This is a genomic window from Lentibacillus kapialis (genome assembly GCF_014646635.1).
Taxonomy (GTDB): domain Bacteria; phylum Bacillota; class Bacilli; order Bacillales; family Amphibacillaceae; genus Lentibacillus; species Lentibacillus kapialis.
In genome coordinates this window covers 1-14,050 of the sequence record NZ_BMNQ01000073.1, presented here as the reverse complement: position 1 = coordinate 14,050, position 14,050 = coordinate 1, and the positions used below count along the sequence as shown (strand labels likewise).

The window sequence follows — 14,050 nt, the reverse complement described above, 5'->3', positions numbered from 1 at the left end:
AATTCAACTGTGAAATGTGTGGAGGGGAAATGTATCCAGCGTATTATAATGGCGTACATGGACAGGCATATAAATTATCGGATTTTCTCTAACGAAGATAGAAAAAAGACCGGGCCGCACTTTGCCGAGTTTTTCTAAGCGTGGTTTAGTTACGAATACTCTGCCAGCAATCAGACTTTGAAGAAAGCTGGTGGTTCTGATGGGAATACTGAACATTGATTGCTTCAACAACACATGTAGGCTTAAATTCTAATAAAAGCTTTAAATTTTTCCTTTCTGTCAATATTATAGAAAGGAGATTGTATGGAAATGAGCGTGGATATGATGGAAGAGAAACGTTATACAAGGCACAGCTGCTGCTGACGTCGAACGATCTGTTGCTGTTGGATGAACCGACGAATCATTTGGATATCGAATCCAAGGAAGTGCTGGTAGATGCTTTGGAACAATTTGCTGGAACGATTGTAGCTGTTTCCCATGATCGCTATTTTCTGGATAAAATTTTCCCGGGAACGTATTGGCTTGCTGGTGGTGAATTGACGCGTTATGAAAGAAATTATTCATTTGCCGGGGAGAAACGGAACGTGTATCAATAATTTTTCTCGTCTGGGGCAATATGATAAACTGAAAATCCATCATAGCAAGAAAGGATGCTGTTATATGCAATACGTTACATTAAATAATGGTCTTGAAATGCCGCAGCTTGGCTTTGGTGTCTGGCAGGTGCCGGATGAAGAGGCAACACCGGCTGTAGCCAAGGCGCTTGAAGTTGGCTACCGCTCAATTGATACGGCGAAAGTATACGAAAATGAAAATGGCGTTGGAAGGGCTCTTGAACAGAGTGATATTTCCCGGGAAGATTTGTTTATCACAACCAAATTATGGAATTCGGACCAGGGTTATGAAAACACATTAACAGCATTTGATAAAAGTCTTGAGAGATTAGGTCTGGATTATGTTGATATGTACCTGATCCATTGGCCGACGCCGGAGTTCGATGATTATGTCGATACTTACAAAGCAATGGAAAAATTATATAAAGATGGGCGTGTCAAAGCAATCGGTGTCTGCAACTTTAACATTGAGCATCTGCAGCGCCTGCTGGATGAATGTGACGTTGTACCAGCTGTCAATCAGGTGGAATGCCATCCGTATCTGCAGCAAAAAGAGTTGAAAGCATTCTGTAGGAAGCATAATATTTACCTGGAAGCATGGAGCCCGCTAATGAGTGGCGGTGATGTTTTAAGTAATGATGTTGTGAAGGAAATGGCTGAGAAGCACGGTAAAACAATCGCACAAGTCGTCCTTCGTTGGCACCTGCAATCCAACTTGATTGTCATCCCAAAATCTGTTACACCGTCACGGATTGAAGAGAATTTTGATGTATTCGACTTTGAGTTACGTTCAGATGAGATGGATAAAATGGCTGAGCTGGACCGCAACCATCGTAATGGTCCTGAACCAAGCCAAATGAATAAACGCTAAGTTATCAAACCGGATGCGGATAACGCTGTGTCCGGTTTTTCTCAACTAGAGATCTGTCAATATTGTATTGGACCAGACAGAAATGTCAGCCAAACACCCGCTTCACGGCCTCATCAAACTCCCGAAAGAAGGCCGGCATCTCATCCGCAGCCAATCCGGCGCTCATATTCCCTGCAATGGATTCGTTATACCATTTTTGGTCTTCAAAACCTGCGTTGAAGTTTTCCCACAGCGCATCACCTTGGAGCTTATACTCTTGTTCCATCGATAGCAGATTATCGAATTTATCAGCAAGGATCAGTAGCTTCACGTCGATTGAGGCGAATTTAACCGTGTCAATTGTGTGCTGTTTGCGTTCTTTCCATGTTTTCGATTTATCTTCGGTATGGGCTGAGACCAACCTGGCAACTTGTATGCCGAATACTTCTTCAATGTCTTCTATTTCATAGGGGGTATCTTCCACGACGTCATGTAAATAGCCGGCACAAACCAGTTCGTCGCTGCAGCCGGCTTTTTCTAAGTGTTCAGCGACGCGGATAGGGTGCGTAATATAAGGGTCATCAGAACTTTTGCGTGTTTGACCTGCATGAGCTTTTTCGGCAAAACGTCTTGCTTTCTTTTTCATATGTCGGCCTCCTGGATCGGATATTGAGAATTAGTATACCAGTTAAGCAACAATTGTTCCAACAGGCTGTTATCATTTTGTTTTATTCCCGATTGATTACTGGTATGATAAAGATAATGACAATTAAGTTAGGATGAATGGTGATGGAAGAAGGAATTAATCAGCGGAAAACGGAGCACATCCGTCTTTGTTTAACCGATAACGTAGAAGGTGTGAACAAATCTACAGGACTTGAAGGGATTTCTTTTATCCATAATGCATTACCGGAAATAAATTTTGACGATATCGAGATGGGTACCCGCTTTCTCGACAAGCCGTTGAACGCTCCGTTCCTTGTCAGTTCAATGACGGGGGGATCAGAGCTTGCGGCGAAAATCAATCAAAATCTTGCTAAGGCGGCGGAAGAAAAAGGATGGGTGGTTGCTCTTGGTTCAACAAGGGCCTTATTGGAAAGTGACGCACATCAGGAGTCATTTTTAATTCGGAAATATGCGCCGAGTGTTCCCTTGATTGCCAACATAGGGGCGGTGCAGCTGAATTATGGCTATGGCGCGGAAGAATGTCAGCGTATTGTTGATCTGACCGGGGCTGATTCGATTGTTCTGCACTTCAATCCTCTTCAGGAGGCGGTCCAGGATGGTGGCGATTTGAATTTTGAAAATCTGCTGCCTAAGATTGAAAAAGTATGCACGAATGTCAGCGTCCCAGTCGGTGCAAAAGAAGTCGGCTTTGGCATTGACGGAACCATTGCAAAGAAATTATACGATGCCGGCATTTCCTATATTGATGTCGCCGGAGCCGGTGGGACTTCCTGGAGTCAAGTGGAAAAACTCCGCTCGGAAGATCCCCTTAAAAAAGCTGCGGCGGAAGCATTTAACAACTGGGGTATTCCAACAAAAGACTGTATTGTATCAGTAAGAAGTGAGTTGAGAGACGCGCCGGTTGTTTCAAGTGGGGGCATGAAAACCGGGGTGGATGCCGCAAAAGCACTGACAATTGGAGCAGATGTGATAGGTTTTGCCAGAAAGCTGCTGGAGGCGGCAACTGAGTCAGATAAAGCCGTCATCGAAACAATGGATCAGATTGAGCTGGAACTGAAAATGACGATGTTTGGAGTTGGCGCCAGAACACTTGATGAGCTAAAAAATACAAAGCGTGTCTCCATCATGGGCAAATCATTGCTGGAGGATTAATGACGGAAGCTGCTTGCCTGAAAAGGTTAGCAGCTTAAACGTTCTCCAATCCGGGGCCTGATTTGATAGTCCTTTATAATAAAATGATTATAATTCGAAAACCTCCAGATACTAATGCAAAAAGGAGGTTTTTTAATATGGACGACGAAATGCATGAACCCCGAGATAATAAGTTTATTCCAATGACATCCATTACAAGCCGTTCAGGACGTGAAGTGATCAATGATGTCTATTATTACACCGATCAAATCGTAAATATTGCGTTTGTCGGTTATCCGGATAGAGGGGATTGGGTGTTGGTTGACGCCGGTTTACCGGGGGCCGCAGATGAAATCGTATCTGTTGTGGAAGAACGCTTTGGTGAGGGGAGTAAACCGTCTGCCATTATGTTAACGCATGGGCATTTCGATCATGTTGGCGGCTTGGTCGAACTTGTAAAAAAATGGGATGTTCCGGTTTATGCTCACAAGCTGGAGATACCGTATTTAACTGGCGATAAGCGTTACCCTGAACCGGATTCGGGTGTTGAAGGCGGTATGTTGGCTAAAATATCCGGAATGTACCCCAATGAACCGATTAACTTGGGTGATGCGGTCAAACCACTTCCGGATGACCATAGCATTCCCGGACTGAAAGACTGGGAATGGATTCATACACCGGGCCATACGCCGGGACACGTGTCTTTTTACCGAGAAGGCGATGCACTGCTTCTTTCGGGTGATGCATTTATAACAGTTCGACAGGATTCGTTTTACAATGTACTGATGCAAAACGATGAAGTGAACGGACCACCGCGTTATTTAACGACGGACTGGGAGTCAGCGAAAGAATCGGTAGAGAAGTTGGAAGCCCTGAATCCCGACATGGTTGTTCCCGGGCATGGGACGGCTATGCAAGGTGAAGATCTTACGGAAGGATTGCAAAAGCTTGTTCAAACGTTTGATCAAACGGCCAAACCGGATTATGGCCGCTATATTGAAGATGACAGGCAAACACATTAGACCAACGCCGGATTCGATGTCAGAATATCATTTCTATTAAGGTCATCCCTATGAGACAATCAAGCACAACGTTTACAATAAAACTTTGTGCTGTGCTACAATAAAAAGACAGAAACGAGGTGTTATGATGAAAATAGAAGTGTGGTCAGATTTTGTGTGCCCGTTTTGTTATATAGGCAAACGCAGAATGGAATTTGCCTTGGAACAATTTTCACATCGTGATGATGTCGAAATCGGCTATAAAAGCTATGAACTGGACCCGGAGGCTGAAGTGAACCCCGGACAGAATATGCATGAATACCTGTCCTCAAAAAAAGGAATGTCTTTGGAGCAGGCAAAAAGCATGAATGAAAGTCTGAGAGAACAGGCTGCGGAAGCCGGATTGACATATAACTTCGATACAATGCAGCATACAAACACATTTGATGCACATCGTGTGGCAAAATATGCTGACGAAAAAGGCAAAGGAAAAGAAATGACCGAACGGCTTCTGAAAGCATATTTTACGGATTCCGAGTTAATCAGCGATCATGCAACATTAATTAAGCTGGCCGGTGACGTTGGACTGGATGAGAACGAGGTGACAGCATTGTTGAAAGTGGATGATTATGCTATCCATGTCCGCGCCGATGAAGAACAGGCCAGACAATTGGGTGTGCAGGGTGTCCCGTTCTTTGTCTTTAATGACAAATATGCCGTATCCGGCGCCCAGCCGCAGGAAGCTTTTAATGAAGTACTGGAAAAAGTGTGGGAAGAAGAAAATGAGGAACCTGTATTAAAATCATTAAATCCTAAAAAATCTAAAACTACCTATTGTACGGATGAAGGCTGTGAAATTGTAGAGGAAGATTAATTAACGTATCATACCAGAAACCTTTGAATGGGCGATCCTTTCAAAGGTTTCTTTTTTTAAAAAACTTTTTGTGAACACTGTTGCAGTTGTCACAAAATCTGATATAATAAGTTGTGCGTTCTAATTGATAATGAATCTCATTATTAATTAGATTAGACTTATTAAAAGTTGATAATCATTATAAAGTGTATTCGAGGGTTTTCTATGAAGATATGGCATCTGGCTCTGGCAACGGTTCTTTTATCATTTACTTCCATTTTCATAGGCGTTTCAGATGTGACGCCATGGGAGATTTTCAGTTTATCAAATAAGCAGCTGGAATTGTTGGCGATCAGCCGCCTGCCGAGACTCGCCAGTATCTTGATTGCCGGTGCAAGCATGAGCATATGCGGACTTATTATGCAGCAGTTAAGCAAAAATAAATTCGTATCACCTACCACCTCGGGTACATTGGATTCAGCCAGACTGGGTATCTTGGTGGCGCTGATGGTATTTACCTCTGCCAGCCCACTGCAAAAGATGTTTATTTCTTTTCTTTTTGCACTCCTGGGTACCTTTGTTTTCATGAAGATTCTTGAAAAAATCAAGTTCAAGGACGCTGTGTTTATACCACTGGTCGGACTGATGTTTGGGAATATCATCAGTTCCGTTGCAACATTCCTTGCTTACAGGAATGACATGATTCAGAACATGTCTTCCTGGATGCAAGGAGACTTCTCGATGGTCATGAGCGGAAGTTATGAGCTGATGTATGTCAGTATTCCGATTCTGGTTATCGCGTATATGTTTGCAAATAAATTTACCATTGCGGGAATGGGCGAAGACTTTGCCAGGAACCTAGGGCTGAATTATAGGCAGGTTGTCAATATCGGGCTGATTATCGTCGCGCTGGTGACAGCATCAGTTGTGTTAACGGCCGGCATCATTCCGTTTCTCGGGCTGATTATTCCAAATATCGTCACTATTTATCAGGGTGATCACTTAAAGAAAAGTCTGTTGCATACAGCACTTCTGGGGGCAAGTTTTGTATTGGCATGCGATATTATCGGACGGATTGTCATTTATCCGTATGAGATTCCCATCAGCCTGACGGTCGGTGTCATTGGAAGCGGAATATTCATTTATCTGCTGCTGAGGAGAAAGAAATATGGGCTATAAGAAAAAGACAATTATCCTGGCAGTTATCGCAGCAGTCATCGCCCTCATCTACATTTTTTATGATCTGTCCGGAAACATCGGCTATATTCTGCCGCGGCGGATTACCGGCGTCACCGCTATGGTATTAACCGGATCGGCTATCGGGTTTGCCACAACGGTCTTTATGACCATTACGAATAACCGGATACTGACACCGAATATTTTGGGTTTGGATTCACTTTATTTGCTCTTGCAGACATTCATTATATTTGCGTTTGGTTCCCAGTCATTGGTTATGATGAGCAGCAATATTAATTATTTTCTGTCAGTCGGGATCATGGTGTTATTCTCGTTGTTGCTTTACCGGTTTCTTTTTAAAGGGGAAAACAACAACATTTATTTTCTGCTTTTGATTGGCATGATTCTGGGAACCTTTTTCGGCAGTTTTACTGATTTTATGCAAGTGCTAATCGACCCAAATGAATTCATGGTCGCCCAGGATCGTATGTTTGCCAGTATCAATAACGTCAACAAAAACCTTGTCTATTTATCACTTGGCTTAATGATAGTGGTAACGCTGTACTTTATCCAGTTTTACAAGTATCTCGATGTACTCGCATTAGGGAAAGACCAGGCAATCAACCTTGGGGTTCCCTATGATTATGTGGTGAAACGGTTACTGGTCATTGTGGCGATTCTGATTTCGATAGCTACAGCGCTCGTCGGTCCGATAACGTTTCTTGGGCTGCTCGTCGTTAACGTCGCTTATGAATTTTTGAAAACATACCGTCATTTTTATCTGATAATGGGATCAGTCCTGATCAGTATTATCGCACTTATGGGTGGACAGTTTGTGGTTGAAGAGCTCTTTGCATTTCAGACAACCATCAGTGTGATCATCAATTTTGTCGGCGGGATTTACTTTATTTATCTTTTATTAAAGGAGAATAAGTCATGGTAGATTTGAAGCGTGTTCTTAAGTCATACAATCATAAAAATGTTATCAATGATGTTTCGGTTTCTGTGGAGAAAGGGACGATTACGTCATTTATCGGACCGAATGGTGCTGGTAAAAGTACACTCATTTCGATGATAAGCCGACTGATTGCCAAGGATGATGGCGATATATCAATTGACGGCAAAGATATTACAAAGCAAAAAAATAATGACATGGCTAAAAAAATCTCCATACTGAAACAAAGCAATAATGTAAATCTGCGTTTAACCATCCGCGAGCTCGTTTCGTTTGGACGATTCCCATACTCACAGGGACGGTTAAATAAGGAAGATTGGGCAAAAGTTGATGAAGCCATCGATTATATGGAGCTTCGAGACATGCAGGATAAATACCTGGATGAACTAAGTGGCGGTCAGCGGCAGCGGGCACATATTGCCATGGTGATTGCCCAGGATACCGAATATATTTTGCTTGATGAGCCGTTAAACAACCTTGATATGCGGCATTCCGTTCAAATTATGAAGACACTGAGGCGGCTTGTCGATGACCTGGGTAAAACGATATTGATTGTCATTCACGATATAAACTTCGCATCATGCTATTCCGACCAAATCGTTGCATTGAAGGATGGTGAGGTCGTTAAACAGGGACCGACCTGTGATGTGATTGACAAATGTGTACTTAGAGAAATTTATGACATGGACATTGATATTAAACATGTCAATAACCAACGAATTTGCGTTTACTTTGCATAAACTTTGGAGGGTGATATAAATGCGAAAAATAGTCTTGATATGTATATTGGGTATAATAGCCATTTTTACAGCGGCCTGCGGGGAAGGGTCTGGTGACAGTAAGGGGGATTCATCCGGCGGTGATGATGCCGAAAAGCAGAAGGAACAGGAAAAGGTAACTATCTCACATGAACTTGGTGAAACCGAAGTCCCTAAAAACCCTGAGGATGTAGTTGTCTTTGATTACGGTACACTTGATACATTGGGTAAACTTGGAATTGAGCCGGTAGGTGTGCCAAAGGGAAGCATACCGTCCTATTTAGAAAAATATGAAAGTGACGACTACGAAAATGTCGGCAGTTTAAAGGAACCGGATTTTGATAAACTAGCCCAGATGGATCCTGATCTTATTATAATATCCGGACGTCAGTCTTCCTTATATGACCAGCTTAAAGAAATCGCACCAACCATCTACCTTGGTGTTGATACAACTCGATACATGGCATCATTTAAAGAAAACCTTTCAAAAATCGGAACCATTTTCGATAAGCAGGATGAAATTGATCAAGAGCTTCAGAAGATCGAACAATCGATCGCTGATTTAAAGGAAAAAGCATCATCAAGTGGTAACAATGCATTAATCATTCTGGCCAATGATGATAAAATCAGTGCTTATGGCCCGAGTTCCAGGTTCGGCCTCATCCATGATGTATTTGGGATTCCGGCAGTTGATAAGGACATTGAAGCATCCACACATGGTATGAATGTTTCGTTTGAATATGTTGTTGAGCAGAACCCTGAAAGGCTTTATGTCATTGATCGCGGTGCCGTCGTCGGAAGTGAAACCTCGGCCAAACAACTTGTTGAAAATGACCTCACTAAAAAAACGAAGGCTTACAAAAATGATAACATCGTTTACTTGAATCCGGATTATTGGTATCTTTCCGGCGGTGGCCTGGTATCTGTACAGGAAATGGTCAACGAGATTTCAAAAAGTCTGAAATAGAGCAGAAAAAGAGAGGTTGGGTGATCGTGCCAATCTCTTTTTTGTACGGCAAAATTAAGTAAAAATCCGGAAAAGTTGTAAACGAAATGTTAATAAGCGGTTTCATCCCCATGTTTTCGGGGGTAACGCCATATAACCATAATAATAATACTTGCGATATCCCCATAACATATGTTTGAATGAAAGAACAATGATGAGGAAATGAGGGAAAACCATTTATGAAGAAGCTTATAATGATAATGATAACGCTGAGCTTGGCTGTTGTACTTGCTGCATGCGGCGGCGATGACGGCGACTCTGGAGATAGCAAGAAGGATAAGGATAATGCGGAGGAGAAACAGGACGGACAGGCATCCAAGCAGCAGGAAATGCCTAAGCCCAACTTGAAAGGTGTTCCCGATGTTGTAGCAAAAGTAAACGGGAATGAAATAACCAAAAAAGAATTTGAGAGTACTTATAAAGGACAATTTCAACAAATGGCGATGCAATCACAGATGAGCGGCCAGAAACTCGATCAGGATAAGTTGAAAAAACAGACGGCGGAAAGTATGGTTGGCACCGAACTGCTTATACAGGAAGTGAATAATCGTGATTTCAAAGCTTCTCAAAAAGAAGTTGATAACACCTTGAAGGAATTGGCTCAACAAAATCAGCTCAAATCAAAAGATAAGTTTTTATCTGCATTAAAAGAACAAGGCATGAAAGAGAAAGAAATCATGTCACAGGTGAAACAGCGGGTGAAAATGGATAAGCTGATTGCTGAGGAATCAGGTGACATTGAACCAACGGAAAAAGAGTTGAAGAAAGCCTATGATCAATTTAAATCTCAACAGGAACAAATGAATAAAAACAGCAAAGACGGTAAAGGCGGCGAGGGAGACATCCCTTCTTATGACGATATGAAATCAGATTTGAAAAGTCAGGTTAAACGACAAAAAGAAGCTAAAGCAACTCAAAAAATTGTTGACCAGCTTCGCGAAAAAGCGGATGTAACGATTAATTTATAAAACGATAAAAAACCAGGTTCATTTAGAACCTGGTTTTTTATTGTGCTCAGACACTTATTCAGTCTCGGACAGTGGAACTAGCAGAAGGCAGTATGCTATCCAATGTGTCTAAAAAGGATGTCATCTGTTCATCAGATCCCACGGTAATTCGTAGGTAATGATCAATTTCCGGTCTTTGGAAATGACGCACAAGGAACCCTGAATCCTTTAAACGCTGATAAAGTGATGCAGCTGAAGTTTTATAGTGAGAAACAAAAATAAAATTCGCCTTTGAAGGGAGAACATGGAATCCGCGTTTTTTCAATTCGGAAATTATCCATTCTCTTGTGTCGATGATTTTTTGTCGTGTTTTCTGAAAGTATTCTTCATCCTTGATAGCTGCTGTCGCCCCGACAATGGCAAGGCGATCAATCGTATAGGAATTAACTGAATCTTTAATTCTGTTCAATCCTTCGGTCAACCCTGGATCACCAATCGCAAAGCCAACCCGCAAACCAGCGAGTGATCGTGATTTTGACATGGTTCTGACAATAAGCAGATTTGGGTATCGTTTTACTAAAGAAACGGCAGAAGCGGGTGCAAAATCGATATAAGCTTCATCAATGATCACAACACGTTCCGGATTGTTCCGGACAATTTCTTCGATTGTTTCCACGCCCAAATATAACCCTGTTGGTGCGTTGGGATTGGCAATGATAACACCACCGTCAGCTCCGAAAAAATCCTCCGGTGCCAGTGTGAAATCACGCTTTAAGGGAACTTCTTCGTACGGAATATCAAAAAGCTTGGCGTACACTGGATAAAAACTATACGTAATAGCAGGGAAGCGGATTTTGGTGTACTCTTCAAAAAAAGCCATAAACGAAAATGCTAGGACTTCATCTGATCCGTTTCCTGTAAAGATGTAATCCCTGTCCAGTTTATAATAACTGCCTATTTGATCGCGGAGTTCATCTGCATCTGGTGCTGGGTATAAGTGCAAGCTTTGCGTCATTTCGGTTTGAATTGACCTGGAGACTTGTGGTGACGGCCCATATGGGTTTTCATTGGTGTTCAGCTTGATGATATTCGGATCCTTCAGTTGTTCTCCCGGCACATAAGGTTCTGTCCGTTTGACGGCTTTGCTCCAGAATTTATTCATTGGCGCTTTTCTCCTTTATGCTATGACGTTTGGCCAGCTCCTGTTTAATATTGGAGACGGAAACTCCCATCAATTCCATCAGGACAAGCGTGTGGTAGGCCAAATCCGCGATTTCCCAGGTCATTTCATCATGACTGCTATTCTTGGCACCAATAATGACTTCGCTTGATTCTTCACCTATTTTTTTCAAAATCTTATCAATGCCTTCTTCGAATAAATAAGAGGTATAAGAGCCTTCGATTGCTTCATTACGCCGATTTTTGATGAGACTTGCCAGTTCGCTCAACCCTATTTGTGCAGGTGTGGCACTTTCCTGGAGCGTATTGTAAAAGCATGATCTTTCCCCGGTATGGCAGGCCGGTCCGAGCGGTTCAATCGCCACAAGCAGAGAATCGGCATCACAATCATAGCGGATTGACTTGACAAGCTGTCGGTTGCCTGAGGTCTCCCCTTTATGCCAGAGTTCTTGCCGCTTCCGGCTGTAGAACCATGTTTCGCCGGTTTCGAGTGTCTTATTGAGCGATTCTTTGTCCATATATGCCAGCGTTAAAACGTCAGCAGTTTCTGCGTCTTGAATGATCGCGGGAATCAGGCCATATTGATCAAATGTGAGTCCGTTCAACTGTTCGTCGTCCATAAAATTACCTCCTGACAATAATGCCATTTTGGTCCAAATAGTTTTTCAATTCAGGGATCTGTACAGTGTTATAGTGAAAGATAGAAGCTGCCAGCGCCGCATCAGCGTTTGTCTTTGTCAGTACTTCGGCAATGTGTTTGTCTGATCCGGCGCCGCCGCTTGCCACAACGGGGACGTTGACATGTTCGGCAACCGCTTGTGTCAGTTCAAGGTTATAGCCGTTTTTGTCCCCGTCTGTATCGATTGCATTTACCACGATCTCACCGGCTCCGAGGTGTGCCCCCCGTTTTGCCCATTCAATCGCATCGATGCCGGTGTTTTCCCTGCCACCCTTGGTAAAAATAGTCCATGTTTGCGACTCGGTCTGTTTGGCATCAATCGATAGCACAATGCATTGACTGCCGAATTTAAGAGCTGCTTTGTTAATGAACAACGGTTTTTCTACAGCGCCACTGTTGATGGAAACTTTATCTGCACCGGCTCTGAGTGTCTGTTGAATGTCTTCGATGCTCCGGATGCCACCACCGACTGTGAATGGGATTGCGATTTCTGCGGCCACCTGTTCGACGATATCCAAAAATATCGATCGTTCTTCATGCGTTGCGGTAATGTCAAACAATACCAACTCATCAGCTCCAGCCTCATTGTATTGTTTAGCCAGTTCAACCGGATTGGCCACGTCACGAATGTTCTGGAACTTATGGCCTTTTACAACCCTCCCTTTGTCAACATCCATACATGGAATGATTCGTTTTGCCAACATTTATATTTCCTCCCGTATTGATTGAAACGAAAGTGTACCATCATAAAGTGCTTTACCGATTATGGCACCATAAAGGTTCAAGTCTTTCAGTTGAGTGACATCCGCTTTGGATGATACCCCGCCTGAAGCAATAACGTTGATGGTGGTAAGCCTGTTAATAGCTTCCAATTCCTCAAAATTGGGCCCCTTCAACATGCCGTCTTTTAAAATATCGGTATAAATGATAGTTGAAATTCCAATTGTTTCGAGTTTTTTGATCAGTTCTCTTGCACTCACGTCACTTGTTTCTGTCCAACCGTCAGTTGCAACTAGTCCACTTCGGGCGTCAATTGATACGGCAATCTTGTCGCCGAATGCACTAACCGCCTCCTTGAGGAATGCTTGGTCATGAATAGCGGCTGTACCTATGATGACCCGATCCACTCCAGCCGACAAGTATGTACGGATAGTATCCATCGAACGAATCCCGCCACCGACCTGAACAGGAATGTTGGTGGTGTCTACGATTTTCCGGACTGCTTCAGTATTGGCTGATACCCCGTCTTTAGCGCCATCCAAATCCACTATATGCAGAAATTTAGCTTGGCTTTCCTCCCATTCCCGGGCTTGATCGGCAGGGGAGTCGTGGTAAACTTTTTCTTTATTATAGTCACCTTGAGTCAGGCGCACACATTTACCGTTTCTGATGTCGATTGCAGGAAAAAGAATCATGATAGCATCGCTCCAAAGTTTTGTAATAGCTGTAACCCGACGGCACCGCTTTTTTCAGGGTGAAATTGCATGCCGATCAGATTATCCTTCTGTACAATTGCAGGTATGGTTCCGCCATAGTCCGTACTGCTGACGAGATGCTCCGAATTATACGACTTGACAGCATAAGAATGAACAAAATAAACATATGAATTTTCCGGTATTCTACCAAGCAACGAGCTCCTGTTGTGATGTGCCAATGTATTCCAACCCATATGCGGCACTTTGACTGAGGCGTCTATCCGCCCGGATTTGCCATGAAGCAATCCGAGGCCATTCCATTTACCATCTTCATAACTCTTTTCATATAGGAGCTGCATCCCGAGGCAAATGCCGAGAAGTGGCTTGCCATTGGCGGCCACTTCTTTGAGTGCGTCGGTGAGCTCTAAATCGTTCAGAGTATTGATAGCATCGCGAAACGCCCCGACTCCTGGAAGAATAACCCCATTACTTTGCTTTATGATGTCCGGGACGGTTGTTAACTGGGAATCAAGGCCGACTTTTGTCAACGCAAACTGTAAACTTTTGATGTTGCCTGCACCGTAATCGATAATGGCAATCATGTGATGCCTCCTTTTCTATGCAGCGCCTTTAAAGTTGAGTTGGTTTTGCACCGAGTATACGAAGGTGCAAAACCAACTCGTGCGAGAAGGCCACCAACTCGTGCGAGAAGGCCACCAACTCGTGCGAGAAGGCCACCAACTCGTGCGAGAAGGCCACCAACTCGTGCGAGAAGGCCACCAACTCGTGCGAGAAGGCC

Annotated in this window: 15 protein-coding genes and 1 pseudogene; 10 read left to right on the top strand and 6 right to left on the bottom strand. The window is 43.2% G+C overall.

The annotated features are described in order from the left end of the window. Positions 1-329: 329 nt before the first annotated feature. Positions 330-596, top strand: a pseudogene (locus tag IEW67_RS18425) (ribosomal protection-like ABC-F family protein); the annotation flags it as partial. A 64-nt stretch (positions 597-660) separates the two neighbouring features. Then, complete coding sequence (locus tag IEW67_RS16390) at positions 661-1,485, top strand: aldo/keto reductase (RefSeq protein ID WP_188634152.1); 825 nt, start codon at positions 661-663, stop codon at positions 1,483-1,485. Between the two features lie 85 nt (positions 1,486-1,570). Here IEW67_RS16390 and IEW67_RS16385 read toward each other — a convergent pair whose 3' ends face one another. After that, positions 1,571-2,110, bottom strand: a complete 540-nt coding sequence (locus IEW67_RS16385) for an HD domain-containing protein (RefSeq protein ID WP_188634151.1) — start codon at positions 2,108-2,110, stop codon at positions 1,571-1,573. Between the two features lie 143 nt (positions 2,111-2,253). Here IEW67_RS16385 and fni point away from each other — a divergent pair, with 143 nt between their 5' ends. The 8 genes from fni to IEW67_RS16345 all read left to right on the top strand — a co-directional run bounded on the left by fni (position 2,254) and on the right by IEW67_RS16345 (position 9,999). Further along, positions 2,254-3,303, top strand: coding sequence for a type 2 isopentenyl-diphosphate Delta-isomerase (gene fni, locus IEW67_RS16380; RefSeq protein WP_188634150.1), 1,050 nt, complete (start codon positions 2,254-2,256; stop codon positions 3,301-3,303). Between the two features lie 137 nt (positions 3,304-3,440). Continuing rightward, complete coding sequence (locus tag IEW67_RS16375; RefSeq protein WP_188634149.1) at positions 3,441-4,304, top strand: MBL fold metallo-hydrolase; 864 nt, start codon at positions 3,441-3,443, stop codon at positions 4,302-4,304. Positions 4,305-4,431: 127 nt separating this feature from the next. Further along, positions 4,432-5,157 (top strand): DsbA family oxidoreductase, encoded by a 726-nt coding sequence (locus tag IEW67_RS16370; RefSeq protein WP_188634154.1) that lies wholly within the window; start codon positions 4,432-4,434, stop codon positions 5,155-5,157. A 204-nt stretch (positions 5,158-5,361) separates the two neighbouring features. Next, entirely contained in the window at positions 5,362-6,315 is a 954-nt protein-coding gene (locus IEW67_RS16365; RefSeq protein WP_188634148.1) for an ABC transporter permease, read from the top strand. Then, positions 6,305-7,255, top strand: a complete 951-nt coding sequence (locus IEW67_RS16360) for an iron chelate uptake ABC transporter family permease subunit (protein WP_188634147.1) — start codon at positions 6,305-6,307, stop codon at positions 7,253-7,255. Before IEW67_RS16365 ends, IEW67_RS16360 begins: the two co-directional genes overlap by 11 nt. Continuing rightward, complete coding sequence (locus IEW67_RS16355; RefSeq protein ID WP_188634146.1) at positions 7,249-8,007, top strand: iron ABC transporter ATP-binding protein; 759 nt, start codon at positions 7,249-7,251, stop codon at positions 8,005-8,007. The genes IEW67_RS16360 and IEW67_RS16355 overlap by 7 nt, the downstream gene beginning before the upstream one ends. Positions 8,008-8,026: 19 nt before the next feature. Continuing rightward, positions 8,027-8,992, top strand: a complete 966-nt coding sequence (locus IEW67_RS16350) for a siderophore ABC transporter substrate-binding protein (protein ID WP_188634145.1) — start codon at positions 8,027-8,029, stop codon at positions 8,990-8,992. Positions 8,993-9,210: 218 nt separating this feature from the next. Continuing rightward, positions 9,211-9,999 (top strand): SurA N-terminal domain-containing protein, encoded by a 789-nt coding sequence (locus IEW67_RS16345; RefSeq protein WP_188634144.1) that lies wholly within the window; start codon positions 9,211-9,213, stop codon positions 9,997-9,999. A 58-nt stretch (positions 10,000-10,057) separates the two neighbouring features. On the opposite strand, the gene hisC is transcribed toward IEW67_RS16345, so the two are convergent. Genes hisC through hisH form a run of 5 tightly spaced genes read right to left on the bottom strand, consistent with a single transcriptional unit; the run spans position 10,058 to position 13,853 of the window. Beyond that, positions 10,058-11,140, bottom strand: a complete 1,083-nt coding sequence (gene hisC, locus IEW67_RS16340; protein ID WP_188634143.1) for a histidinol-phosphate transaminase — start codon at positions 11,138-11,140, stop codon at positions 10,058-10,060. After that, positions 11,133-11,777, bottom strand: coding sequence for a bifunctional phosphoribosyl-AMP cyclohydrolase/phosphoribosyl-ATP diphosphatase HisIE (gene hisIE / locus IEW67_RS16335; RefSeq protein ID WP_188634142.1), 645 nt, complete (start codon positions 11,775-11,777; stop codon positions 11,133-11,135). Before hisIE ends, hisC begins: the two co-directional genes overlap by 8 nt. 4 nt (positions 11,778-11,781) lie before the next feature. Beyond that, on the bottom strand, positions 11,782-12,540 hold the full coding sequence (gene hisF, locus IEW67_RS16330) for an imidazole glycerol phosphate synthase subunit HisF (RefSeq protein ID WP_188634141.1): 759 nt from the start codon (positions 12,538-12,540) through the stop codon (positions 11,782-11,784). After that, entirely contained in the window at positions 12,541-13,251 is a 711-nt protein-coding gene (hisA, locus tag IEW67_RS16325) for a 1-(5-phosphoribosyl)-5-[(5-phosphoribosylamino)methylideneamino]imidazole-4-carboxamide isomerase (protein ID WP_188634140.1), read from the bottom strand. After that, positions 13,248-13,853, bottom strand: a complete 606-nt coding sequence (gene hisH, locus IEW67_RS16320; RefSeq protein ID WP_188634139.1) for an imidazole glycerol phosphate synthase subunit HisH — start codon at positions 13,851-13,853, stop codon at positions 13,248-13,250. Before hisH ends, hisA begins: the two co-directional genes overlap by 4 nt. Positions 13,854-14,050 lie beyond the last annotated feature (197 nt).

Coding starts and splice junctions, on each gene's coding strand:
- IEW67_RS16390 (WP_188634152.1), top strand. CDS start 661: ATGCAATACGTTACATTAAATAATGGTCTTGAAATGCCGCAGCTTGGC.
- IEW67_RS16385 (WP_188634151.1), bottom strand. CDS start 2,110: ATGAAAAAGAAAGCAAGACGTTTTGCCGAAAAAGCTCATGCAGGTCAA.
- fni (WP_188634150.1), top strand. CDS start 2,254: ATGGAAGAAGGAATTAATCAGCGGAAAACGGAGCACATCCGTCTTTGT.
- IEW67_RS16375 (WP_188634149.1), top strand. CDS start 3,441: ATGGACGACGAAATGCATGAACCCCGAGATAATAAGTTTATTCCAATG.
- IEW67_RS16370 (WP_188634154.1), top strand. CDS start 4,432: ATGAAAATAGAAGTGTGGTCAGATTTTGTGTGCCCGTTTTGTTATATA.
- IEW67_RS16365 (WP_188634148.1), top strand. CDS start 5,362: ATGAAGATATGGCATCTGGCTCTGGCAACGGTTCTTTTATCATTTACT.
- IEW67_RS16360 (WP_188634147.1), top strand. CDS start 6,305: ATGGGCTATAAGAAAAAGACAATTATCCTGGCAGTTATCGCAGCAGTC.
- IEW67_RS16355 (WP_188634146.1), top strand. CDS start 7,249: ATGGTAGATTTGAAGCGTGTTCTTAAGTCATACAATCATAAAAATGTT.
- IEW67_RS16350 (WP_188634145.1), top strand. CDS start 8,027: ATGCGAAAAATAGTCTTGATATGTATATTGGGTATAATAGCCATTTTT.
- IEW67_RS16345 (WP_188634144.1), top strand. CDS start 9,211: ATGAAGAAGCTTATAATGATAATGATAACGCTGAGCTTGGCTGTTGTA.
- hisC (WP_188634143.1), bottom strand. CDS start 11,140: ATGAATAAATTCTGGAGCAAAGCCGTCAAACGGACAGAACCTTATGTG.
- hisIE (WP_188634142.1), bottom strand. CDS start 11,777: ATGGACGACGAACAGTTGAACGGACTCACATTTGATCAATATGGCCTG.
- hisF (WP_188634141.1), bottom strand. CDS start 12,540: ATGTTGGCAAAACGAATCATTCCATGTATGGATGTTGACAAAGGGAGG.
- hisA (WP_188634140.1), bottom strand. CDS start 13,251: ATGATTCTTTTTCCTGCAATCGACATCAGAAACGGTAAATGTGTGCGC.
- hisH (WP_188634139.1), bottom strand. CDS start 13,853: ATGATTGCCATTATCGATTACGGTGCAGGCAACATCAAAAGTTTACAG.